At 55.7% G+C, this 22698-nt stretch carries 21 protein-coding genes; 8 read left to right on the plus strand and 13 right to left on the minus strand.

Annotated elements, in window-relative coordinates:
- Positions 1-154 precede the first annotated feature (154 nt).
- The 9 genes from panC to dksA form a co-directional block, all read right to left on the minus strand.
- Positions 155-1015 carry a pantoate--beta-alanine ligase gene (gene panC, locus FJD38_RS19660; protein ID WP_146387019.1) on the minus strand — a complete coding sequence of 287 codons (861 nt, stop codon included), beginning with the start codon at positions 1013-1015 and terminating at the stop codon, positions 155-157.
- Positions 1012-1812: a 3-methyl-2-oxobutanoate hydroxymethyltransferase gene (gene panB / locus FJD38_RS19665; RefSeq protein WP_122783693.1), complete on the minus strand. Its 801-nt coding sequence runs from the start codon at positions 1810-1812 to the stop codon at positions 1012-1014. The genes panC and panB overlap by 4 nt, the downstream gene beginning before the upstream one ends.
- Positions 1813-2009: 197 nt before the next feature.
- Positions 2010-2519, minus strand: coding sequence for a 2-amino-4-hydroxy-6-hydroxymethyldihydropteridine diphosphokinase (gene folK, locus FJD38_RS19670; protein WP_146387021.1), 510 nt, complete (start codon positions 2517-2519; stop codon positions 2010-2012).
- Between the two features lie 3 nt (positions 2520-2522).
- Positions 2523-3914 carry a polynucleotide adenylyltransferase PcnB gene (locus tag FJD38_RS19675; protein ID WP_122783691.1) on the minus strand — a complete coding sequence of 464 codons (1392 nt, stop codon included), beginning with the start codon at positions 3912-3914 and terminating at the stop codon, positions 2523-2525.
- A gap of 742 nt (positions 3915-4656) precedes the next feature.
- Complete coding sequence (locus FJD38_RS19680; protein ID WP_122783690.1) at positions 4657-6090, minus strand: sigma-54-dependent transcriptional regulator; 1434 nt, start codon at positions 6088-6090, stop codon at positions 4657-4659.
- Between the two features lie 22 nt (positions 6091-6112).
- On the minus strand, positions 6113-9067 hold the full coding sequence (locus FJD38_RS19685) for a sensor histidine kinase (RefSeq protein ID WP_167654290.1): 2955 nt from the start codon (positions 9065-9067) through the stop codon (positions 6113-6115).
- Positions 9051-9227, minus strand: coding sequence for a hypothetical protein (locus tag FJD38_RS19690; RefSeq protein WP_003176118.1), 177 nt, complete (start codon positions 9225-9227; stop codon positions 9051-9053). The genes FJD38_RS19685 and FJD38_RS19690 overlap by 17 nt, the downstream gene beginning before the upstream one ends.
- Positions 9228-9304: 77 nt before the next feature.
- The gene (gene gluQRS, locus FJD38_RS19695) at positions 9305-10201 is read right to left on the minus strand and encodes a tRNA glutamyl-Q(34) synthetase GluQRS (protein ID WP_146387024.1); all 897 of its coding nucleotides are present in this window, start codon (positions 10199-10201) and stop codon (positions 9305-9307) included.
- Between the two features lie 173 nt (positions 10202-10374).
- Positions 10375-10815 (minus strand): RNA polymerase-binding protein DksA, encoded by a 441-nt coding sequence (gene dksA / locus FJD38_RS19700; protein ID WP_122783687.1) that lies wholly within the window; start codon positions 10813-10815, stop codon positions 10375-10377.
- A 323-nt stretch (positions 10816-11138) separates the two neighbouring features.
- Here dksA and FJD38_RS19705 point away from each other — a divergent pair, with 323 nt between their 5' ends.
- Both FJD38_RS19705 and sfsA read left to right on the plus strand, forming a co-directional pair.
- Entirely contained in the window at positions 11139-12311 is a 1173-nt protein-coding gene (locus FJD38_RS19705) for a pyridoxal phosphate-dependent aminotransferase (protein ID WP_146387026.1), read from the plus strand.
- A complete protein-coding gene (gene sfsA, locus FJD38_RS19710; RefSeq protein ID WP_122783685.1) occupies positions 12311-13018 on the plus strand; it encodes a DNA/RNA nuclease SfsA in 708 nt (235 codons plus the stop codon). Before FJD38_RS19705 ends, sfsA begins: the two co-directional genes overlap by 1 nt.
- Here the strand turns inward: sfsA and FJD38_RS19715 are convergent.
- On the minus strand, positions 13001-13339 hold the full coding sequence (locus FJD38_RS19715) for a Rieske (2Fe-2S) protein (protein WP_146387028.1): 339 nt from the start codon (positions 13337-13339) through the stop codon (positions 13001-13003). The two genes, sfsA and FJD38_RS19715, sit on opposite strands and share 18 nt — an antisense overlap.
- A 164-nt stretch (positions 13340-13503) precedes the next feature.
- Here FJD38_RS19715 and FJD38_RS19720 point away from each other — a divergent pair, with 164 nt between their 5' ends.
- The 3 genes from FJD38_RS19720 to FJD38_RS19730 are packed head-to-tail and all read left to right on the plus strand — an operon-like array spanning position 13504 to position 16180.
- Positions 13504-14379 carry a heme/hemin ABC transporter substrate-binding protein gene (locus tag FJD38_RS19720; protein ID WP_146387030.1) on the plus strand — a complete coding sequence of 292 codons (876 nt, stop codon included), beginning with the start codon at positions 13504-13506 and terminating at the stop codon, positions 14377-14379.
- 50 nt (positions 14380-14429) lie between these two features.
- Positions 14430-15413: a FecCD family ABC transporter permease gene (locus FJD38_RS19725; RefSeq protein WP_208727529.1), complete on the plus strand. Its 984-nt coding sequence runs from the start codon at positions 14430-14432 to the stop codon at positions 15411-15413.
- The gene (locus tag FJD38_RS19730) at positions 15413-16180 is read left to right on the plus strand and encodes a heme ABC transporter ATP-binding protein (RefSeq protein WP_146387032.1); all 768 of its coding nucleotides are present in this window, start codon (positions 15413-15415) and stop codon (positions 16178-16180) included. The genes FJD38_RS19725 and FJD38_RS19730 overlap by 1 nt, the downstream gene beginning before the upstream one ends.
- 230 nt (positions 16181-16410) lie before the next feature.
- Here FJD38_RS19730 and FJD38_RS19735 read toward each other — a convergent pair whose 3' ends face one another.
- The 3 genes from FJD38_RS19735 to FJD38_RS19745 form a co-directional block, all read right to left on the minus strand.
- Positions 16411-16683, minus strand: coding sequence for a TfoX/Sxy family protein (locus tag FJD38_RS19735; RefSeq protein ID WP_122783680.1), 273 nt, complete (start codon positions 16681-16683; stop codon positions 16411-16413).
- A gap of 252 nt (positions 16684-16935) precedes the next feature.
- A complete protein-coding gene (locus FJD38_RS19740) occupies positions 16936-17277 on the minus strand; it encodes a pentapeptide repeat-containing protein (RefSeq protein ID WP_122783679.1) in 342 nt (113 codons plus the stop codon).
- A gap of 89 nt (positions 17278-17366) precedes the next feature.
- Positions 17367-18923, minus strand: a complete 1557-nt coding sequence (locus tag FJD38_RS19745; RefSeq protein ID WP_122783678.1) for a bifunctional aminoglycoside phosphotransferase/ATP-binding protein — start codon at positions 18921-18923, stop codon at positions 17367-17369.
- A gap of 117 nt (positions 18924-19040) precedes the next feature.
- On the opposite strand from FJD38_RS19745, the gene mrcB reads away from it, so the two are divergent.
- Genes mrcB through FJD38_RS19760 form a run of 3 tightly spaced genes read left to right on the plus strand, consistent with a single transcriptional unit; the run spans position 19041 to position 22448 of the window.
- Positions 19041-21365 carry a penicillin-binding protein 1B gene (gene mrcB / locus FJD38_RS19750; protein WP_146387034.1) on the plus strand — a complete coding sequence of 775 codons (2325 nt, stop codon included), beginning with the start codon at positions 19041-19043 and terminating at the stop codon, positions 21363-21365.
- Between the two features lie 16 nt (positions 21366-21381).
- Positions 21382-22119: a tetratricopeptide repeat protein gene (locus FJD38_RS19755; RefSeq protein ID WP_122783676.1), complete on the plus strand. Its 738-nt coding sequence runs from the start codon at positions 21382-21384 to the stop codon at positions 22117-22119.
- A complete protein-coding gene (locus tag FJD38_RS19760) occupies positions 22119-22448 on the plus strand; it encodes a YqcC family protein (protein WP_122783675.1) in 330 nt (109 codons plus the stop codon). Before FJD38_RS19755 ends, FJD38_RS19760 begins: the two co-directional genes overlap by 1 nt.
- Positions 22449-22698: the final 250 nt, after the last annotated feature.

Consider the following 22698-nt stretch of genomic DNA (forward strand, 5'->3'; position numbering starts at 1 on the left):
AGCCGGGCCACAACAGTAAACCTAGTGCCACCTTATGTCTCGGTTTTGTCTGACACCTGGCGGTAACTTTTGTCACCGCAGTGTCACTCAAGGTGAAACGTTTCAGTGTTTCATGATGAAGGCTATTAAGTGGGCCTCGGACTCACATTGGCTGTTATAGCCCGCTGTCGAGATTCAAATGGACGTTATCGATCAAGCGAGTGTTGCCCAGAAACGCAGCCACCAGAATCACCAAGTCGCGATCCGAGGTTTGTGCAGGAAGCAAGGTCAGAGCGTGGCGGACTTCCAGGTAGTCAGGGCGAAAGCCGAGCGCTTGAATCTGCTCCACATGCTGGTTGATCAGCGCGCCATAGTTACGTTCGCCTGCGGTAATGGCTTGGCTCATTGCCTTCAAGTGTTGATACAACGCAGGCGCGAGAGCGCGTTGTTCTTCGCTCAAATAGCCATTGCGAGACGACAGGGCCAGACCGTCCTCGGCGCGTACCGTGGGTTCGCTGATGATCTGAACGGGCATATTCAGCTCTTGGACCATGGCGCGAATAACGGCCAGTTGCTGGTAGTCCTTTTGCCCGAAGATGGCCAGATCGGGCTGAACCATATTGAACAGCTTGCTGACGACCGTAGTCACACCATCGAAATGCCCTGGGCGTCGGCTGCCGCACAGCTCATTGCTCAGTTGGGCGGCAGTCACGCGGGTCAGTCCGGTCATGCCGTTCGGGTACATTTCCTCAACGGTGGGTGCAAACAGCAAATGGCAGCCCGCTTGCAGAAGTTTTTCCTGGTCTGCGGCCAACGTGCGTGGATAGGTGTCCAGGTCTTCGTTAGCGCCAAATTGCAGCGGGTTTACAAATATGCTCGCTACCACGAAGTCAGCCTGTTGCGCGGCCGTGGTAACCAGGGCCGCATGGCCGCTGTGCAGGTTGCCCATGGTGGGAACAAGGGCGATTTGCTTGCCTTCGCGGCGTGCGCGAGCGACAGCCGCGCGCAATTCGCGAACGGTTTTAACAGTGTTCATGCAGAGAATCCGTGTTCAGTGCCAGGGAAAGTGACAGCTTTGACTTCAGTCACATAAGCGCTGAGTGCTGATTGAATATCGGGTTGACCCGCCATGAAGTTTTTCACGAACTTGGGTACGCGCCCTGTAAGGGACAAACCGAGCATGTCATGCAGCACCAGAACCTGACCGTCGGTGTCGCTGCCGGCGCCAATCCCGATTACCGGGATCTTGACCGCATGAGTGATTTCTTTGGCAAGCTCGCTCGGCACGCATTCAAGCAGCAGCATGGCCGCGCCTGCCTGCTCCAATGCAATGGCATCGGCCCGCATTTGGCGAGCCTGGGCTTCGTTACGGCCTTGCACTTTATATCCGCCCAGTACATTGACGGTTTGCGGAGTCAGACCCATATGCGCGCAGACAGGGATGCCGCGCTCGGTCAGTAAGCGAATGGACTCTGAAAGCCAGACCGCGCCCTCGACCTTGACCATGTGGGCCCCGGCTTGCATCAGCTGTGCGCTGTTGTTCAGGGTTTGCTCCAGCGTGGCATTAGCCATAAATGGCAGGTCCGCAAGAATCATTGCGTCCTGGTTGCCGCGTTTGACGCAGGCCACGTGGTACGCCATTTCGGCGGTGGTAACTGGCAGTGTGCTGTCATGCCCTTGCAGAACCATGCCCAAGGAGTCGCCTACCAGTAGCACTTCCACACCGGCTTGATTGCAAGCGTGCGAAAAGGTGGCGTCATAGCACGTCAGCATGGTGATTTTTTCACCTTTTTGCTTAAGGCTTTGCAGGGTGGTGAGGGTGATAGCCGGCATGAAAAAGGATCCTCGTCAGGCAGTGTGACAATCACTGCGAGTAACGCGTGTGATTCATCGTATAAGCAGGAGCACCACTTCTAAGGGGTGTTTGTAACGCCTGCTTTTCACATTGCGCCGTCCATTGGACGGCAGCGGGATGCCTATAGTCGTGACGAGCACACTGGAAGTCAATTACAGGTGTTACCGGGTCAGTGTTACCGGCGTGATTGATTCGATTCAGCGTGGGGGGGCAGACGTTCCAGCCCGACAAATGGGCATTCGCTCAAGAGCTGAGAAAGGGAGCGACCATCGGCCAGAATCAGCGACGTGGGGGCTACTTCAGCCAGCGGATAGAGGACGAAAGGCCGTGCCTGCATATGGTAGTGCGGAACCTTGAGGCGCGGTTCGTCGATCAGTCGATCACCGAACAGCAGGATATCGAGATCCAGTGTGCGAGGCCCCCAGCGCTCATGTCGTTCGCGGCCCTGGCCCAGTTCGATGGCTTGCAGGGCATCCAGCAGTTGCAAGGGAGTCATTGCCGTATCTAGAGCCGCTACGGCGTTGGTATAGCGGGGTTGGCCCGCCAGCAGTGAATCACTTTGATAGAACGCAGATACATCCACAAGGCGGGAGTCCGGCAATTGTGCCAGCGCTTCGACTGCGCTGCGTAATTGCTCAGCCGGGTCAGCCAGATTGCTGCCCATTCCAATGTACGTACGTTCCATCGTTTACTCGTCGGCTGCGCTGCGTTTACGCTTGTTAGCCCCGGTACGGCGGCGTTTTCGGGGTGCAGGACCGCCCCCTTCGTCTTTGGCATTGCTCAGGTCGCGAATCATTTCGCGGCGTCCGCTTTCGTTCGCATCCTGGTAGTCAGTCCACCACTCACCCAGGCCGTTAGTCTGCTCGCCTGCGCTCTCGCGCAGCAGCAGAAAATCATAACCGGCGCGGAAACGCGGATTGTCGAGGAGCATATCGGCACGTTTACCGCTGCGCCGTGGCAACCGCTCCTGCATGTCCCAGATCTCGCGGATGGGCATCGTGAAGCGTTTTGGAATGGCGATGCGCTGGCATTGTTCGCTGATCAGCTCGTGAGCGGCTTCTTGCATGGCCGGAATAGGCGGCATGCCTTGGTCTTGCAAGCGTAAAACCCGAGCCGGCAGGGCAGGCCACAGCAGTGCGGCAAACAAAAATGCCGGGGTAACAGGCTTGCCCTGTTTGATCCGCAGGTCAGTGTTACGCAAGGCTTCACTGATCAAGGTGTGGGTGTACGTCGGGTTGTTTTCCAAGGCTTCGGCACTCGCCGGGAACAATGGATCGAACAACTCAAGGTCGACCAGCATTTCAAAGGTGTCAGAAGCGTTACCTGAGAGGAACAGCTTGAGGACTTCTTCGAACAAACGTGCAGAAGGGATCTCTCGCAGCATAGGTGCCAGTTCGCGAATCGGCGCAGCTGTGTGCTTTTCGATGCCGAAATTGAGCTTGGCGGCAAAACGCACGGCTCGCAGCATACGAACCGGGTCTTCCTGGTAGCGCTGTTGAGGATCGCCAATCAGACGTAGCAAGTGGTTGCGAATGTCGTGTACGCCGTTGGCGTAATCGAGAATGCGCTCACTGACCGGGTCGTAGTACAGGGCATTGATCGTGAAGTCACGACGCTGGGCGTCTTCTTCAAGGGTGCCGTAAACGTTGTCGCGCAAAATGCGTCCGCTTTCGTTACGCGAGGATTGATTGCTGTCTTCCTCTTCGTCGTTTTGCGGATGATTGGCGCGGAATGTCGCGACTTCAATGATTTCGCGGCCAAAGTGGATATGGACCAGTTTGAAGCGGCGGCCAATGATGCGCGCGTTTCGAAACTCGGCACGCACTTGCTCAGGCGTTGCACTGGTGGCGACGTCGAAGTCTTTAGGCGTGATATTGAGCAGCATGTCGCGTACGCAGCCGCCGACCAGATAGGCCTGATAACCAGCGTTCTGCAGGCGTTCAACAATATTGACCGCGTACCGGCTGAACTGGGCGCGTTGCAGCGAATGCTGGCTGCTATTGAGCACTTCAGGGGTGCTGCGCAGTTGTTGCGTGCGACGCTTGGGAGTACGGAGTGACTGGAACAGCTTCTTCAGCATGGGATGCACTGTTTGAAGGAATGTTCGGCCAAAACGAAGAATGACCGCATGATGGGCGGGGATTCTAGCATTTAGTCAGGGGATGGTGTAGGAAGCTGAGGCGGTCTTGTGACTGAAGCTGCAAGCGGCCAGTAGAAACAGCTGCAAGAGGTGCGAACTAGACAGGTGGAAGATTTTTCTAAATCTCAGCAAGCACAAGGGGAGCCGAAGCTCCCCTAGAAATTATTGCGTGCTCTATTTTTATTATTGATTGCGGGCTTTTTGTTTTTGTTAAGTGCCCTGGTTACAAAGGTTTTGCCTGTGTAACCCTCCCAATCGGGAGATAAGAGCAAACGGATTGCTTTGGTCGCTGTGTTGCTGTGATCAATGATCCAACCAGTTCAGGTTCTGCTTTAAGTGCAGTTTTTGTTCTTCTCTGCCGGGTTGTGGGGCTAGGCCCAATAACAACGCCTCTCCAAAACAATCAGTTAGCTGCGCCTCCGCCGTGTTGTTCTTGTTATGCGTGAGCCGATACGTCTTATTTTTATTGTGTGCTGCTGTGATTCTTATTGTTCTTGTACGGATACATATAGCAGGGTGCGTGCCAACTTTTGCGTGGGCCAGCAAAATAAGGGCTTTGCGGGGATTTAGCCTTTTTCTGGGCCAAAAAAAACCGGAGCTTCGTTACCGTAAGCCCCGGCTTTTGTTACGTCTTTAAGGTGCGGTAACAGTTTTTTCACATTTCTGTGTGTTACCTGGAGCGTTACCCTTCGGTGGTCACCCCGGTTTTTCTACGCGGAATACCCAGGCGCTGACGGCGCTCCCACAGGCATTTACGGCTGACACCCAGTTTGCGTGCCAGTTCGGTCTCGGTCATGTGATCCTGGTGCTCAAGCACAAAGTGCTGGAAGTAGTCTTCAAGAGAGAGGTCTTCGGCTGGGTCATGGCTGGTGTTACCGCTGCTGATGCTGTGCTGCGGGCCCAAACCAATGAAGTCATCGTCACGCAGGTCGCCCAGCTCAATGTCGATACCTAGCAAATCGGCAGAGATTTCCGGGTTTTCGCACAAAATAACGGCGCGCTCTACGGCGTTCTCGAGCTCACGAACGTTACCTGGCCATGAGTACTGGCTAATGGCACGTTCGGCATCCGGGGCAAATTTCAGGTCGGTACGGCCAACGCGCGCGCTTTGGCGTGCCAGAAAAGCGTGGGCAATTTCATTAACGTCTGAACCACGTTCGCGCAAGGGGGGAAGCTTGAGGGCGATGACGTGCAATCGGTAGTACAAGTCTTCGCGGAACTGACCCACCTTTGCCAGGCTCTTGAGGTCGCGGTGAGTTGCAGCGATCAGGCGCACATCCACTTTTTGTGATTGCACCGAACCTACCCGACGAATTTCACCTTCTTGCAGCACCCGCAGCAAACGCGCCTGTGCTTCAAGGGGCAATTCGCCAATTTCATCGAGGAACAATGTTCCGCCATCGGCCGCTTCAACGAGGCCTGCACGTCCCGCGCTGGCGCCGGTAAAGGCGCCTTTCTCGTGGCCGAACAATTCTGATTCGATCAAGGACTCAGGGATGGCCGCGCAGTTGACCGAAATCATCGGTGCTTTGGCGCGTCGCGACAGGTTGTGCAAAGCACGGGCTACCAACTCTTTACCCGTTCCCGATTCGCCTTGAATCAGGACATTGGAGTCGGTAGGTGCGACTTTGCGTATCTTGCTGTACATGTCCAGCATGGGCGGGCAAGAGCCGATGATGCCGATCTCGCCGTTGCTGTTATCGACCGTATTTTTGTCCGCATTACCGGCCTTGGCCGGGCGCTCGACAGGTGTGCTTTGAGTGCTTTGGCGATCACGCAGGATACGCGCCACAGCTTGCAGCATTTCGTCGTGGTCGAACGGTTTGGCGATGTAGTCCACCGCTCCCATTTTCATGGAGTCCACGGCAGAACGCAGACTGGCATAGCTGGTCATGATCAACACTGGCTTGCCTTGGCCAAGCTTGATCAGCTCAGTTCCGGGGGCACCGGGCAGCCGCAGGTCGCTGACAATCAAGTCGAACGAGGGAATGCTGAAACGCTCTTGCGCTTCCTGTACCGAGCCCGCTTCGCTGACCTGGTATTGGTTGCGCTCCAGCAAGCGGCGCAGTGCGGAGCGTATGATGGTTTCATCTTCGACGATCAAAATATGCGGCATTGATTCAGTTCTCTCGACGGTCTCAGTTCACAGCGGACGTCGCTTCGACATGACGCGGCAGGGTGACCCGAATACGGGTTCCGCGTTGGCTTTGAATGTCAGCCGGGCTGTCGATGGTGATTTGTCCATAATGCTCTTCAACGATGGAATAGACCAGTGCAAGGCCCAGACCGGTGCCTTCGCCGGGGTCCTTGGTGGTGAAAAACGGCTCGAATAATCGGTCCATGATGTTCTTCGGAATGCCCGTGCCTTCGTCTTCTACGATCAGATCAATGGTGTGCTCACCGGCTTCACTTTTGACCCGGACAGCACTGCCGGCAGGGGATGCGTCCCGGGCGTTCGACAGCAGGTTGATCAACACTTGCGCTAATCGCTGAGGATCGCCCTCGACCCAATGGTCGGGGTCGCACAGGTTGTAGAACTGCACTTCAAAATTACGCCGGTTCAATGCCAGCAAACCAATCGCATCCTGTGCCACTTCAGCCAGACAGACGGGTTCGTCATTGTGCTGGTGGCTGCCGGCGTGGGCGAAGCTCATCAAGGACTGCACAATGCGCGAGATGCGCTTGGTCTGTTCAAGTATCTGGCTGCTGATTTCAGTCAGTTCTTCGTCATCTTCGCGTTCTTCACGCAGATTTTGCGCCAGGCAGGCAATGCCGGTCACAGGGTTGCCGATTTCATGAGCCACCCCCGCCGCCAGCCGTCCGATGCTGGCCAGTCGTTCGGAGTGCACCAGTTTGTCTTCGAGCATTTGAGTCTCGGTCAGGTCTTCGACCAGTAACACCAAACCACTGTTGCCCGGTGCCAACGGCTCGTCAATGGCTGCCTTGTGCAGGTTCAGCCAGCGGGTTTGACCGTCGAGAGCCAAATGTTGCTTGTGCAAGTGCTCGTCGGGCAAGTCGATAAACCCCTGCAGCAGTTCACGCCATGGGTTGCCCAGAGTGCTCATGCGCGAACCCACTACCCGCTGTGCGGGGATGCCGGTCAGTTCCTCCATGGCTTTATTCCACATCAGGATTTCCTGGTCTTTGGCCAGCGAGCAGACACCCATCGGCAACTCTTGCAGCGTTTGACGGTGGTAACGGCGCAGGGCGTCCAGTTCCGCGGCCAGTCCGGTCAGGCGAGAGTGGTAGTCCTCGAGCCGGCTTTCGATGAAGTGGATATCTTCAGTGACGTAGCTTTCGCCGCTTGATTTGTAGGGCAAGAAGGTTTCGACCATGTCCTGAGCAACGCTGGGGCCCATTAAGCCGGAAAGGTTGGCTTCGATACGGTCGCGAAGGCGGCGCAAGGCATAAGGGCGACGCTCGTCGAAGGGCAAAAATAAGTCTCGCAAGGCTTGTTCGACTTCTTTTTGCGCCGCTTTCGCCCCAAGTGGTTTGGCGAGTTGGGTGGCAAACTCTTGTGGCGAAGCTGCGTGTAATTCGCGTCGTTGCGGGCGTCGAACGTTATCCACTGCACAGGCTTCGGCGGCGCTGGCTTCTTCGGGGCTGGCATTGGTAAACAGAGAAATCAGCGTAAACATCAGTACGTTGGCAGCGAGTGATGCGATGGCTGCCATGTGCCAGCTGGTATCGTCCAGCACGTAGATCATGTTCAACCACGGGATGTAAAAGCCCTGAAAATTGCCGATCAGCGGGAACAGCATACTGGCCATCCACACCAGAATCCCGGCCAGCAACCCGGCAATAAAGCCGCGGCGATTCGCCGTTGGCCAGTACAGCACCGACAGTACGCCCGGCAGGAATTGCAAGGTGGCGACAAACGCGACAATGCCGAGGTTGGCCAGGTCCTGCTCTGCACCCATCAGCAGGTAAAAACCGAAGCCGGCCATAATGATGGCCACGATCAACGCACGTCGGGTCCATTTCAGCCAGCGGTAGATATTACCTTCGGCAGGTGGCTGATAGAGCGGCAATACCAGGTGGTTCAATGCCATGCCTGACAGTGCCAGGGTGGTGACGATAATCAACCCGCTGGACGCTGACAGCCCGCCGACATAAGCGAGTAATGCCAGTGATTTGCTGTTGGCGGCAATACCCACACCCAAGGTGAAGTATTCGGGATTGGTGGTGGCGCCCAGTTTGAGCCCAGCCCATAGAATCAGTGGCACGGCGAGGCTCATTAGCAGCAGGAACAGCGGCAAGCCCCAGCTGGCGCTGACAAGCCCGCGCGGGTTGAGGTTTTCAGTGAACGTCATGTGATACATGTGCGGCATCACGATGGCTGACGCAAAAAACACCAACAGCAGGGTACGCCACGGCCCTTCTTGTAATGGGGTATGCAGAGCTGCGAGGGCAGTCTGGTTTTGCAGTAACCACACTTCGAGCTGTTGCGGGCCATCGAAGACGCCATACAGTGCGTAGAGGCCCACGCCACCGATTGCTATAAGTTTGATGACTGACTCAAAGGCGATGGCAAACACCAGTCCTTCATGCTTTTCCCGAGTTGCGATGTGCCTTGAACCGAAGAAAATCGTGAACAGTGAGATCAATGCGCAGAAGCTGAGTGCCACGCGGTGTTGCACAGGCTCGCGGGTCAGGATGCTGATGGAGTCGGCGACAGCTTGAATTTGCAGGGCCAGCAGTGGCAGGACGCCAATCAACATGAAAATCGTGGTCAGTGCCCCGGCCCACGTGCTGCGAAAGCGGAAGGCAAAAAGGTCGGCGAGTGAGGAAAGTTGATAGGTGCGGGTAATTTTGAGAATGGGGTACAGGAGCACGGGCGCCAGAAGAAACGCCCCGGAGACGCCCAGGTAGCTGGACAGGAAACCGTAGCCGTATTCGTAAGCCAGCCCCACCGTGCCGTAAAAAGCCCAGGCGCTGGCGTACACCCCCAAAGACAACGTGTAGGTCAGCGGGTGGCGAATGATTGATCGCGGGATCATCCCTCGCTCGCTGATCCAGGCTACGCCAAACAGAACCGTCAGGTAGGCGGCGCTGATGAGAATCATCTGGGTGAGGCTAAAGCTCATCGGCATCTTTTTGGCTCTGCAAAATAAAGGTCACAACAATCAGAATCAGCCAAAGCAGATAAGGCCTGTACCAAGCGCCTGTCGCATCGATCCACCAATCCATGATGGCGGGTGAAAACAGGTAGATCCCCACAACCAGCAACAGGACCAATCTATAGATATACATCCTGCCCTCTCTTTTACTGGCCGCATGCTCGAAACGTGCGGCGATGGTAACGGATGGCTGACAACCTGCAACAGGTGTCAGCGTAATTGCGCTTCGGCCAGCGTGAGCGTGCGCGGGATCAGGTCAGCATTCCAGTGTTGGATGCCCCAGTTCAGGATTTCGCGCGGGCTGGCGTGCTCAAGACCTGCGTCAGTCTTCTGGCCCAATGTTCGCAAGGCACGCAGCAGTAACGGTGTGGCTTGATCGGCCGTCAGGGGCGGCGAGCGATAGGATTTTCCAAGCTTGTGGCCATCCGGCTGCACGATCAATGGCACGTGCAGGTAACGCGGCTGTGACAGCCCCAGTAGCTCCTGCATGTAGAGCTGGCGCGGGGTGGAGTCCAGCAAGTCGGCGCCGCGCACGATATCAGTCACGCCCTGCCAGGCATCGTCGAGTACCACCGCCAACTGGTAGGCATAAAGTCCGTCACGGCGACGAATCACGAAATCACCCACCTCGCGACCCAGGTGCTGGCGGAATTCCTCTTGAACCCTGTCCTTGAACGCGTACTGCAGTTCAGGCACACGTAAACGGATGGCGGCGTTCTCGATTGAGTGGCCGGCATTTCGGCAAAAACCGGGATAGATACCGTTATAGCCCTCGAGTTGTTTGCGCGAACAAGTGCAGGCATAAGCCAGCCCCTGGCTGAACAAACGGTCGAGGACATGGGCATAGGCGTCATGGCGATCGCTTTGACGGACCAGTTCACCATCCCACTCGAAGCCGTACCGCTCCAGTGCATCGAGGATGGCGGCTTGAGCGCCGGGCATTTCCCGCGGAGGGTCGAGGTCTTCCATTCGCAGCAGCCAGCGGCCACCCACTGATCGGGCATCAAGGTAAGAGGCGAGGGCTGCCACCAATGAGCCAAAGTGCAAATGGCCACTGGGGGTTGGGGCAAAGCGCCCGGTGTAAGCGGGGGTTGAACAAGCCGTCATGGCAAAGATCCTGTAGCCGCTGCCGAAGGCTGCGATGGGGGGCGACAGCAGTCCCGGTAGTGTGGAGGGCCTACAGTCCTTATCGCAGCCGGTACAACAGCTACCAACCGGCAGGACTTAATTTCAGAAACAAAAATGGGGCGTTCGCACGCCCCATTTGGTCAAACCGGCGATTACTTGCCGACTTGTTTTTCCTTGATTTCAGCCAAGGTTTTGCAGTCTACGCACATGTCGGCAGTAGGGCGGGCCTCAAGTCGACGAATGCCGATTTCGACGCCGCAGGATTCACACCAGCCGTATTCTTCGTCTTCGATCAATTGCAGCGTCTTGTCGATTTTCTTGATCAGCTTGCGCTCGCGATCGCGGGCACGCAGTTCCAGGCTGAATTCCTCTTCCTGGCTAGCGCGGTCGGCCGGGTCAGGAAAGTTCGCCGCTTCGTCTTTCATATGATCAACGGTGCGGTCAACTTCCTGCATCAAGTCCTGTTTCCACTTTTGCAGAATCTTGGTGAAGTGCTTGCGCATGCGCTCGCCCATGTACTCTTCACCCTTCGTTTCAACGTACGGTTCGAAGCCGCTGAGTTGACTATTCTGTTGCTTAGCTTGTGTGGGCATGAAATGGACCGCCTCTCATTCTTCTAATCCATTGCGCAGGATTGCAACATCACCGACACCTGCCGGCCCTGCGGCTGCAAGCGGGCGAACTTACCAGATCAAATCGGGCCGCGCTACTCCCTGTTGTCTAGCCTGCCGCCAGTGGTTGTGTCTGGAGCCTGTGATGCTTGAGATTAGTGGCTGAATAAATAATTTTAGTCGAGCTGTGACCCGTGCTTGCACCGTTTGGTTCTACTCATGTGCAGTGTAAGACTCTAATTCATTCTCCCTTGTGACAGTGCTTGGGTAGAATCTGGCTTTTGCTTACCCACAAAGGCAGGCTCATGGCTCAGTCTTACAGTGCGCGCAGTCGCGCGATCGAACCGTTCCATGTCATGGCGTTGTTGGCCCGCGCCAATGAGTTGCAAGCGGCGGGGCACGATGTCATTCACCTCGAAATAGGCGAGCCCGACTTCACCACGGCTGAGCCCATCATTACCGCCGGCCAGGCTGCTTTGGCGGCAGGCAAGACGCGCTATACAGCCGCTCGCGGCCTGCCGGAACTGCGTGAAGCCATTTCGGGGTTTTATCACCAGCGTTATGGTTTGAATATCGACGCTTCGCGAATTCTGATCACTCCGGGTGGCTCCGGTGCACTACTTTTAGCCAGCAGCTTATTGGTCGATCCGGGTAAACATTGGCTACTAGCTGATCCTGGCTACCCGTGTAACAGGCATTTCCTACGTCTTGTGGAGGGTGCGGCACAGCTCGTTCCTGTAGGGCCGGATGTGCGTTATCAACTCACGGCTGATCTGGTAGAGCGTTATTGGGATCAGGACAGTGTTGGGGCATTGGTTGCATCACCGGCCAACCCTACCGGCACCCTTTTGAGTCGAGATGAGCTTGCTTCGTTGTCGACGGCTATCAAGGCACGTAACGGGCACTTGGTGGTGGATGAGATCTATCACGGCCTGACGTACGGTTGCGATGCGGCAAGCGTGCTTGAGGTGGATGACAGCGCGTTTGTACTCAATAGTTTCTCCAAGTATTTCGGTATGACAGGCTGGAGGTTGGGCTGGCTAGTCGCGCCACCCGAGGCGGTTGCCGACCTCGAAAAACTTGCGCAAAACCTCTACATCAGCGCGCCAAGCATGGCGCAGTACGCGGCGCTGGCCTGCTTTGAGCCGCAGACGTTGACCATTCTGGAAGCCCGTCGAGCCGAATTCGGTCGTCGTCGTGACTTTTTGTTACCGGCGTTGCGCGAGTTGGGTTTTGGCATTGCCGTCGAGCCCGAAGGTGCGTTTTATCTGTATGCCGATATCAGCGCGTTTGGTGGCGATGCCTTCGCTTTTTGCCAGCATTTTCTTGAAACAGAGCACGTAGCCATTACACCTGGGCTGGATTTTGGTCGTTATCAGTCTGGGCATCACGTCCGTTTTGCCTATACGCAAAATCTGGATCGCCTTCAGGAGGCGGTTGATCGGATCGCCCGTGGCTTGAAAAGCTGGAGGGGGTGATGCACTTTTCTCCGGGCTTGGAAGAGGGGCGCCTGATTAAACGTTATAAGCGTTTTTTGGCGGATATTGAGACAGTTAGCGGCGAGTTGATGACCATTCACTGCCCTAATACGGGATCGATGTTCAATTGCATGGTCGAAGGCGGGCAAGTCTGGTTCAGTCGTTCTAATGATCCCAAGCGTAAGCTCCCAGGCACGTGGGAAATCAGCGAAACACCGCAAGGAAGGCTCGCCTGCGTCAACACCGGGCGTGCCAATCGCTTGATTGAGGAGGCGTTGCTAGCAGGTGTTATCACCGAACTTAGGGGGTTTACGGCGCTTAAGCGTGAAGTTGCCTATGGGCAAGAAAATAGCAGGATTGATTTTCGCCTGGAGTATCCGCAAGGTTTTGCCTATGTCGAGGTGAAAAGCGTGACGCTAGGATTTGATGGCACGCGCATAGCCGCATTTCCGGATGCCGTAACGCAGCGCGGCGCCAAGCATTTGCGGGAGCTGGCCAGTCTGGCTCGCCAGGGTGTGCGGGCGGTGCAGTTGTATTGCGTCAATCTGACTGGGATCGACGCCGTGCGCCCGGCTGAAGAAATAGACCCTGGATACGCTGCCGCGTTGCGAGAGGCAGTCGCCTCTGGAGTCGAGGTATTGGCGTACGGAGTCAGCTTGACGCCGGAGGCAATCGTTGTGGATCGCCGCTTAGACGTCCTCCTCTGACACAGAGGGTATGATCCAGATCCCTTTAGTATCCTCGCGGCATTCAAGGGCTGACAGAGACTGTCCGGCGCATGGCCCGGCAACGCACTCGCCAGTTTCAATCAAAAACAAAGCCGCATGAGTCGAGCACTGGATCAAGCTGGCGCTGGCGTCGAGAAACTGATCCGGTTGCCACTCCAATGGAATGCCGCGATGCGGGCAGCGATTTTTGTAAACATACACCTGACCCTCGCGGCGCACTGCCAGCAGGCGCATGTCGTTGTGTTCAAAGCCTCGGGCAGTACCTTCAAGCAGTGCCTCTGAAGGGCATAAAAAAATCATTGCAGTCTCATCTGGGTTTAGCCGTGGCTTACAGTGGAGCGGGTTAATAGGTTGACGTGCAAATGCAAACAATTATCAAATGGAGTTTCGCTCTGCAAGGTTCAGTGTGGCTGCATAAAACTAACCTTGCCCGTTGTGCCCTCTCTATCAAGGAACATCTCTGTATGCGCTTGAGTACCCACCTGATTGCCCTTTGTACTGGCCTTGTGATCAGTCATGCGAGTTTGGCCAGCGAGTTACCACAACGCTGGGTCAGTGTCGGAGGTGCGCTATCGGAGTGGGTCAGTAAGTTGGGCGCGGAGTCTAAATTGGTTGGGGTCGATACTACCAGTCAGCATCCTGAATCACTCAAGTCTCTACCCAGTGTGGGTTATCAGCGTCAGCTTTCGGCAGAAGGCATCTTGAGCTTGAAACCCGATGTCTTGATAGGCACTGATGAAATGGGGCCGCCGCCTGTGTTGGAGCAGATTCGTGGGGCCGGGGTAGCCGTCGAGATGTTCTCGGCCCAGCCCGACCTGGCAAGTCTTGAAGCGACACTTATGCATTTAGGACGACTGTTGGGCGATGAGGCGCAGGCCGCGCAATTGTTCGCGGATTACCAGCAGCAACTGCAAGCGCATCAGCAGCAAGTCAAGCGGGCTCAGACCAATCAAAAAGCGCCAGGAGTGCTGTTGCTGTTGGGCCACGCGGGCGGTAAACCGATGATTGCGGGCAAGGACACTGCAGCGGACTGGCTGTTGACCCAGGCGGGTGGGCAGAACCTGGCGACGCATTCGGGTTATAAGCCATTTTCCGTTGAAGCGCTGGTAGGGTTGAACCCTGAGGTGTTGGTGTTTGCCGATCGTGCACTGACAGGCGAACCCGCTCGAAAGGCATTGATGAAAGAAAACCCTATTTTGGCGTCGATCAAGGCTGCTAAGGATGGGCGCATTTATGAGCTTGATCCAACACTGCTAGTAGGTGGTCTTGGCCCGCGACTACCGGCCAGTTTGAAGCAGTTGACCGCTGAGTTTTATCCCAAGGCGCCGGCAAACCCATGAGGACATTGGTTAAACCTCGCTCATTGTTTATTGGGTTGGGCGCGTTGTGCGTGCTGAGTATTTGGTTGTCACTGGCCTTGGGGCCGGTGAGCCTGCCTTTATTTGATACCTTGCGTGCGGCATTACGCTTGATGGGAGTGCCCATTCATGGCCAAGGGCTGGAGCAGGCCGAATTAATACTGGGGCAGATTCGTTTGCCGCGCACTTTGCTGGGACTGGCGGTTGGCGGCGTGCTGGCGCTGTCGGGGGTGGCCATGCAGGGGCTATTTCGCAACCCATTGGCAGACCCGGCATTGGTGGGCGTGTCCAGTGGTGCTTCTTTGGGCGCGGCGATCGCGATTGTGGCAGGCGCTACCTTGGGCGGGCTGCCTGAATTTTCAGGTCCTTATCTATTGTCGTTTAGTGCGTTCGTTGGTGGGCTGGCGGTCACCGCGCTGGTGTATCGCGTCGGTCGTCGTAATGGCCAGACCCATGTAGGCGTGATGTTACTGGCGGGGATCGCACTGACCGCGCTGGCAGGTTCTATTGTGGGTTTTTTCACCTATCTGGCTGATGATGCGACGTTGCGAACGCTGACATTCTGGAACTTGGGAAGCCTTAATGGTGCCAGCTATGCACGGTTATGGCCGTTGCTGGTTGTCACCGCGGGTGTTGCGTTGTGGTTGCCACGCCGCGCCAAGGCGCTGAATGCGTTGTTGTTGGGCGAATCCGAAGCCAGTCATCTTGGCATCAACGTGGAAGGTCTCAAGCGCGAACTGGTGATGTGTACGGCGCTAGGGGTCGGCGCAGCAGTAGCTGCGGCTGGAATGATCAGCTTTGTCGGGCTGGTAGTGCCCCATCTGGTACGACTGCTGGCAGGGCCAGATCATCGGGTGTTGCTGCCCGCGTCTGTATTGGCGGGGGCTACCCTGCTGCTGTTTGCAGACCTGATTGCACGTCTTGCTTTAGCGCCGGCGGAATTGCCGATTGGTATTGTTACCGCATTTCTTGGTGCGCCCTTTTTCCTCTATTTACTGCTGCGAGGTCGCCACTGATGCTGCGCACAGAAAATTTGCACATCCGACGCGGTGAAAAAATCGTGTTGGCTGATGTCTGTCTTGAGGTGCGGGCGGGTGAAGTGCTTGGGGTGCTTGGGCCCAACGGCGCGGGTAAAAGTACATTGTTGGCCGCATTGTGCGGGGAGCTTGCCCCCACAGAGGGGTTGGTGTGGCTGGATGAGCAACCTCTGAATCAATGGAAAGGCCTTGAGCGTGCACAGCGATTGGCCGTTTTACCGCAAACGTCGACACTGGATTTTGCGTTTCGAGTGGAGGAGGTGGTGGGTATGGGGCGCCTGCCTCATCAGACAGGGCGCGTGCGCGATGCACAAATAATCCATGAGGCGCTGGAGACTGCGGATGTTGGACATTTAGCGGGTCGCAGCTATTTGGCGTTATCAGGTGGTGAACGTCAGCGGGTTCACTTGGCGCGCGTGCTGGCGCAATTATGGCCTGGGCAAAATGGTCAAACGTTGTTGCTGGATGAGCCCACCTCCATGCTGGATCCTTTGCACCAACATACGACGTTAAAAGCCATTCGAGCATTCGCAGATCGCGGGGCGGCTGTGCTGATCATTTTGCATGACTTGAACCTGGCTGCACGTTACTGCGATCGCTTGTTGCTTCTGGAAGCGGGGCGCCCCAGTGCATTGGGTTGTCCACAGGAAGTGTTGAAACCCGACATGCTCAAAGCCGTCTTCGGTCTGGATGTACTGGTGCAACCGCACCCTGAGTTGGGTCATCCGCTGATTATTGCGCGCTGAAACAAAATCTTTAGTGGTTGGCGGGCGCTTTCCACAGGCAAAAAAAGACCCGGCAAGAGCCGGGTCAAATAACCGTGATTAGCCTGATGAGGAGATTTTCTGAGAGTCCGAACCAAGGGCCTTTCAGAATATCGGCTGGTCTCGCGACCAGATGACGTAATCATAACAATTCTCATTTCCATGTCAACAACTGTTTTTTAGCTTTATCCAAAAGCGTGTAAACGGTTGTTTCAGCCTTTTCGCGACGTCGACAAATGATCGACTTGCCGATTAAGCGCTTCTTTTCGCTCGGCGGGAATATCGTTCCAGTGCACATCCAGCAATGCACCCTCTATGGCATACAGTAATACCTTGGAGGCTCTGAAGCCTCTAGCTTTGACTGCCCGGTAAGCATCCACTGCGCCCAGACGCTTGAGGTCCGATGCGCTATGAATGCCCACAGCGTGAAGCCATTGCGCTGACGTTTTACCAAGATTCTTCAAATGCTGAAGTTCATCGTTCATCAGCTCTCCTTGCGACGGCGTGAGCTCAGCGTTTACGGGGCGACACGATTTTTACTGAAGTGTAGCGGCAGGTAGGAATAACGCTGCTCATTAGTCGTTTTTGGAACAAGCAAACCGTGCCATAAGATGAATTTTGAGCTAAAGAAGAGGCCGCAAGCACCTCAGAGGATGCAGAAGGCAGAGCGCTTGCGTCGATCATGCCTGCCCGCTTGACTCCCGAATGTGGTTAAGCGGCGAAGTGTCGTATTTGTATTACCGGGTGCGGTAGCGCAACCGTGTTCCAAAATTAACCGACATCAATATTTCATCGGCTGTCAGTTCTACGGGAAAGTACGCACCCGAAATTTGTGCGTGAGCCAGGCTGGCGCCTTCGATGCAAGCAGTGCGCAAGTCCAGGCCGCGCAAATCAGCTGAGCGGAAGTAGCCATCAGTAAAATCAATGGCGTTCGCATTGAGCTCACGTAGATCCAGACCTCGAAAATCCCCCCCGCGCATATCGACGGGCCCATCAGGGCGCTGTTGATTAAACCCGTTGATGTTGTCTTCATGCAGCAGTGTGTAGAGGGCTGACGCAAGTAATGAAGGGTGGCTCATGGGGAGGCTCCTGCGTGGTCGATACTGGCATTATAGTATCGCTGTGGGGGCGCCGTTAAATCACAGTGTTTAACGGCGCCCCCGTCCACTTACAGGCCTGGCAAGCGCTGACGGATGTCAGCAATCAGGGTGTCGAGACTTTTGCTGTTGTGGGTTTCAACACGCTTGCTGTGCAAGATTTCATCAGCCCCAAGCGGTTCCCGGCTAGCTTGTTGAGCCTTGACCACTTCCAGTGTGGCATCGGACGGGTCAGTGCCAAGGGCTCTGCGATGGGCCAGCCAGCCTTCGATGACGGCATCGGGGGCGGTGCAATCCAGAATCAGGCAAGGGACACCCGTTGCTTCCGCTACTTTGGCCGCGGCATCACGTTGCGCACGTTTGAGATAGGTGGCGTCCAGCACAACCGGGAAACCTGCACGGAGAACGATTCCAGCCAGTTCGTGAAGTTTGGTGTAGGTAACATCGCTAGCCTCAGCGTTATAAATGCCTGCACCTACAGCATTTTCAGACTGTTGATTACCAAACAACTTCTTGCGGACTACATCTGAACGTATACGAATCGCTCCCAACGACTCGACAAGACGCATTGAAACGGAGCTTTTGCCCACAGCCGAAACCCCGTGAGTAATAGCTAGAAAGCGTGAAGGGATGGTGCTGTAGCTTTCAGCCAGGTTGGCATAGTTGCGGTATTGGCGAAGAGTGGCGGCCCGTTGAACAGGGCTGGCTTCTGCAGGCATGCTGAACAGGCTGACCTTGGCGCGCACCAGAGCGCGATAGGCTTTATAGAAGTTCAGCAGTTCCAGCCCTTCGTAGTCCTCGGTCAGCTCCAGGTACTGGCTGACGAAACGTCGGGCCAAGGATTTCAAACCACGATCCTCAAGGTCCATGGCCAGAAACGCTGCATCGGCATATACGTCGGTGAAGCGGAAGGGCTCATTAAATTCAATGCAGTCGAAAATAACCACCTTGCCATCAATCAGGGTCGCGTTGCCCAAGTGAATATCGCCATGGCATTCGCGGATAAAACCTTCGGCCTTACGCTTCATTAGCAACGGCTTCAGACGCTCAAAGCTCGCCTGTGCCCAAGCCTGGAGTGCATCCAGTTGTTGCAGGTCAGCTTTGTCCGAAAGAAACGGGCGAATTTGCTCGAAATTCTGGATTACGGGATCCATTACCGCTTCTGGAGTGCCTTGGTAATGTTCCAGAGGAACATGAGGGGCATGGGCGTGGAAGCGTGCAATCTGCTGGGCCATCTCATCAATATGAGCGGCATTTAATTCGCCATTGGCTTGCAACGTACTTAGCAGTTGGCTTTGCGGGAATTGACGCATTTTCAGTACATATTCAATGGCTGTTCCTTCACCACCCAGAATAGGCGCCTCGGCTGTGCCAGTGATGGGCAATACGTCAAGGTACAGGCCTTCGGTCAAGCGCTGGTTCAGGCGCAGCTCTTCTTTGCAGAAGTGCTCGCGGGCACTGAGATCGGTAAAGTCCAGAAATCCGAAGTTAACCGGTTTTTTCATCTTGTAGGCATATGAGCCGGTGAGGATGACCCAGGAAATGTGCGTCTCGATAACCTGAAATCCATCGACTTCATGTGGGTACAGATCCGGGTTTTTCAGGGCGGCAATCAAGTTCTGGCTCACGGTTGATCCTTCAAGGTTTAGAAAAATAATGGTCGCCATTATGGCTGCTGATAGCGGTACTGCAAACCGCCGGGCTGCGCATGATGAACATGAACAAAGTGCGTATAATCTCGCGCCATGACTCGAACCCGATCTTCTCGCACCCGTTCCAAACGTCCTTCCGGTGGTCCTCGGCGCTGGCTGGGCTGGGCTCTTAAGCTCAGTCTGGTAGGCCTGGTTGTACTGGCAGGTTTTGCCATGTACCTCGATGCCATTGTTCAGGAAAAGTTCTCCGGCAAGCGCTGGACCATTCCTGCCAAGGTGTACGCTCGCCCGTTGGAGCTGTTCGTCGGCCAGAAGCTGGCCAAAAATGACTTTCTTACTGAGCTTGATGCGCTCGGCTATCGTCGCGAAAGCGTAGTCAATGGCCCCGGCGTTGCAGCAGTCAATGGCAACACAGTTGACCTCAATACCCGAGGTTTTCAATTTTATGAGGGTGCCGAAAAAGCACAGCCTGTACGGGTGCGGTTCTCGGGCGATTACGTCGCAGAACTTTCGTCGACCAACGGTTCAAAATTGCCCGTCGTCCGCCTTGAACCTTTGCTGGTAGGCGGCCTTTACCCTAAAAACCTCGAAGACCGCATTTTGATCAATATTGATCAAGTGCCGCCGTTCCTGCTTGAAACGCTGGTAACGGTTGAGGATCGGGACTTCTACCATCACTTTGGCGTGTCGCCGAAGTCGATCATCCGAGCCATGTGGGTCAATACGTCATCCGGGCAAATGCGCCAGGGCGGCAGTACCTTGACTCAGCAGTTGGTCAAAAACTTCTACCTGACTAACGAGCGTAGTCTGAGTCGCAAGTTGACCGAGGCAATGATGGCGTTGTTGCTTGAGTTGCATTACGACAAGCGTGAGATTCTTGAAGCGTATCTGAACGAAGTGTTCGTCGGTCAAGACGGTCAGCGAGCAGTCCATGGTTTTGGCCTGGCCAGCCAGTTCTTCTTTAGCCAGCCGCTCGCTGAGCTCAAGTTGCATCAGGTTGCGTTATTGGTCGGGATGGTAAAAGGGCCCTCGGCCTACAATCCCCGTCGCTATCCGGAGCGTGCTCTGGAGCGTCGTAACCTTGTGCTCGACTTGCTGGAACAACAAGGTGTCGCGACGGCAGAGCAAGTGGCTGCCGCCAAGAAAATGCCTTTGGGTGTGACCAAGCGGGGCAGCTTGGCTGACAGCTCATTCCCGGGGTTCCTCGATTTGGTCAAGCGCCAGTTACGTGAGGATTATCGCGACGAAGATTTGACTGAGGAAGGGCTGCGAATCTTCACCAGTTTCGACCCGATCCTGCAAATGAAGGCAGAAGCTGCCGTCGGTGAAACCTTCAAGCGTTTGTCCGGGCGCAAAGGCTCGGATGAAGTTGAGGCTGCAATGGTGGTGACCAATCCTGAAACGGGTGAGGTTCAAGCACTGATTGGAAGTCGTCTGCAGGGGTATGCAGGTTTCAACCGCGCACTGGATGCCGTGCGTCCAATTGGTTCGCTGATCAAACCCGCGGTTTACTTGACCGCTCTTGAGCGTCCGAGCCAGTACACGTTGACCAGTTGGCTGTCAGATGAGCCGCTGTCGATTAAAGGTGCGGATGGCCAGATCTGGAAACCGCAAAACTATGATCGCCGCTCGCACGGTACAGTTTTCCTGTATCAGTCGATGATGAACTCCTACAACTTGGGCACCGTACGACTGGGGCAGGAAGTCGGCGTACCCAATGTGCTTAAAACGCTTGCACGATTGGGCGTTGAGCGTGAGTTCCCTGCGTTTCCGTCCATGTTGCTGGGTGCTGGCGCATTGAGCCCTATTGAAGTGGCGACTATGTATCAGACGCTGGCCAACGGCGGTTTCAATACGCCGATGCGCGGTATTCGCAGTGTGTTGACGGCAGAGGGCGAGCCGCTCAAGCGCTATCCATTCCAGATCCAGCAGCGTTTTGACCCGGCTTCAATCTTTCTGATTCAGAACGCCATGCAGCATGTGATGCGCGAGGGTACTGGGCGCTCGGTCTATAACGTGTTGCCGAGAAGCCTCGCTGTGGCGGGCAAGACAGGTACCAGTAATGACTCACGAGACAGCTGGTTCGCCGGGTTTAGTCAGGATGTGCTGGCCGTTGTCTGGCTGGGCCGCGACGATAACGGCAAAACGCCGTTTACGGGAGCTACCGGTGCCTTGCAGGTGTGGACCAGCTTTATGAAAAAAGCGGACCCATTACCGTTGGATATGCCGCAGCCGGATAACATTGTTCAAGCCTGGATTGACCCGCACACCGGCCAAGGTTCCGATGCCAACTGCCCGGGTGCAGTGCAGATGCCGTATATTCGCGGCAGTGAGCCGCCAGCGGGTGCCAGTTGTGGTGCGCAGGAACCTGCGCCGGGTGAAGCCGTGATGGATTGGGTCAAGGGCTGGTTGAATTAAGCAAAGAGGATTAGACGTGAACAAGTGGTGGATTCCGGCTGTTTCAGCCTTTGCTTTGCTTAATGGTTGCGCGAGCGTGCCGCAGGGTTCAATCCCTGTGGTCGACTCGGGTGTGCCTGTGTCAAATAACGAGCGTGTATCGGCTCAGCGCACAGCCAGTAATTATCCGCAGGCGACGGCTGCTCGTGCAGCCCAGGCGCAGGCGATTCCTCAGGACTCGGGTGTCGTTGTAATGATTCCGGGAGGCGGGGCGGCTGTTTCGACCCCTATAAGCAGTGCGCCTTTTACGCCGGGGCCGATTACTCCTGGGCCAGCCTCCGCACCCATCAGCACGGGGAGCTACACACCGAGTACGACCTACACGGCCCCGGCTCCTGTTAGCCCCAGCGGAATCCCTTCCAGCAGTGGTGCTCTGGCAGCCGATGAGCAATTGGACGGGCCAGTGCTGGCGCTGCTGACAACCGCTCAGCAACAGCAATCCAGTGGCGACTTGAATGGCGCTTCTTCGAGCCTGGAGCGGGCGCAGCGAGTAGCACCTCGTGAGCCGCAAGTGCTTTATCGTTTGGCTCAAGTGCGCTTGGCTCAAGGGGATGCTGCACAGGCGGAGCAATTTGCCCGCCGCGGTCTGACCTTCGCCAGTGGTCGCCCGGACTTGCAGGCAAGTCTATGGGGGCTGATTGCCCAGGCTCGTGAAAAACAAGGTGATGCCGCCGGCGCTGCATCTGCGCGTCAAAAAGCGAAGGTAAGCCTCTGATGGACAATCGTATCGCGGCCCTGGCTGACCAATTATTGTTGATTGAGCGCGAATTGCGCGTGCAGGGCTGGTGGGATGATGTAGCTCCCAGTGCTGAAGCCTTGGCGAGTGTTGAGCCATTTTCAGTGGATACGCTGGATTTTCATCAATGGCTGCAGTGGGTTTTTCTAACCAGAATGAAGCAGATTCTTGAATGCAACCTTCCCTTGCCCAACGCGTCCGGGATCCTCGAAATGGCTGAAATGGTATATGCCGACCGTCCGCTAGAGAGCCTTGGATTGCGTACGGCGCTGAAAAAGTTCGATCAACTGATCGTCGACGCTCGTTAATTGCCTGGCTGCCGGTTTTTCCGGCAGTCGAGCGCATATTTCTACCGCTTTGCGCCATTCGCGCGCGTTTTATCCCTCATCAAGACAGCTTATTATGAGTTCTCATGCGCTTTGTTGGAAAAAAGCGCAATTATTGCTTGACTTGCAGAGGCTGAAACACAAGAATCCAACGACCGCTGTACAGGGACTGCCAGAAGCAGACCCTCTCAGCAGATCATGAGGCGCACACCCGCGCCGACTTGTTACACCC

The organism is Pseudomonas saxonica, from assembly GCF_007858365.1.
Taxonomy (GTDB): Bacteria; Pseudomonadota; Gammaproteobacteria; order Pseudomonadales; family Pseudomonadaceae; genus Aquipseudomonas; species Aquipseudomonas saxonica.

Coding starts and splice junctions, on each gene's coding strand:
- FJD38_RS19675 (WP_122783691.1), bottom strand. CDS start 3,914: ATGCTGAAGAAGCTGTTCCAGTCACTCCGTACTCCCAAGCGTCGCACG.
- FJD38_RS19740 (WP_122783679.1), bottom strand. CDS start 17,277: ATGAGCCACCCTTCATTACTTGCGTCAGCCCTCTACACACTGCTGCAT.
- FJD38_RS19760 (WP_122783675.1), top strand. CDS start 22,119: ATGGACAATCGTATCGCGGCCCTGGCTGACCAATTATTGTTGATTGAG.
- sfsA (WP_122783685.1), top strand. CDS start 12,311: ATGCACTTTTCTCCGGGCTTGGAAGAGGGGCGCCTGATTAAACGTTAT.
- dksA (WP_122783687.1), bottom strand. CDS start 10,815: ATGCCCACACAAGCTAAGCAACAGAATAGTCAACTCAGCGGCTTCGAA.
- FJD38_RS19730 (WP_146387032.1), top strand. CDS start 15,413: ATGCTGCGCACAGAAAATTTGCACATCCGACGCGGTGAAAAAATCGTG.
- gluQRS (WP_146387024.1), bottom strand. CDS start 10,201: ATGACGGCTTGTTCAACCCCCGCTTACACCGGGCGCTTTGCCCCAACC.
- mrcB (WP_146387034.1), top strand. CDS start 19,041: ATGACTCGAACCCGATCTTCTCGCACCCGTTCCAAACGTCCTTCCGGT.
- FJD38_RS19735 (WP_122783680.1), bottom strand. CDS start 16,683: ATGAACGATGAACTTCAGCATTTGAAGAATCTTGGTAAAACGTCAGCG.
- folK (WP_146387021.1), bottom strand. CDS start 2,519: ATGGAACGTACGTACATTGGAATGGGCAGCAATCTGGCTGACCCGGCT.
- FJD38_RS19690 (WP_003176118.1), bottom strand. CDS start 9,227: ATGTATATCTATAGATTGGTCCTGTTGCTGGTTGTGGGGATCTACCTG.
- FJD38_RS19705 (WP_146387026.1), top strand. CDS start 11,139: ATGGCTCAGTCTTACAGTGCGCGCAGTCGCGCGATCGAACCGTTCCAT.
- FJD38_RS19715 (WP_146387028.1), bottom strand. CDS start 13,339: ATGATTTTTTTATGCCCTTCAGAGGCACTGCTTGAAGGTACTGCCCGA.
- FJD38_RS19680 (WP_122783690.1), bottom strand. CDS start 6,090: ATGCCGCATATTTTGATCGTCGAAGATGAAACCATCATACGCTCCGCA.
- panC (WP_146387019.1), bottom strand. CDS start 1,015: ATGAACACTGTTAAAACCGTTCGCGAATTGCGCGCGGCTGTCGCTCGC.
- panB (WP_122783693.1), bottom strand. CDS start 1,812: ATGCCGGCTATCACCCTCACCACCCTGCAAAGCCTTAAGCAAAAAGGT.
- FJD38_RS19720 (WP_146387030.1), top strand. CDS start 13,504: ATGCGCTTGAGTACCCACCTGATTGCCCTTTGTACTGGCCTTGTGATC.
- FJD38_RS19685 (WP_167654290.1), bottom strand. CDS start 9,067: ATGCCGATGAGCTTTAGCCTCACCCAGATGATTCTCATCAGCGCCGCC.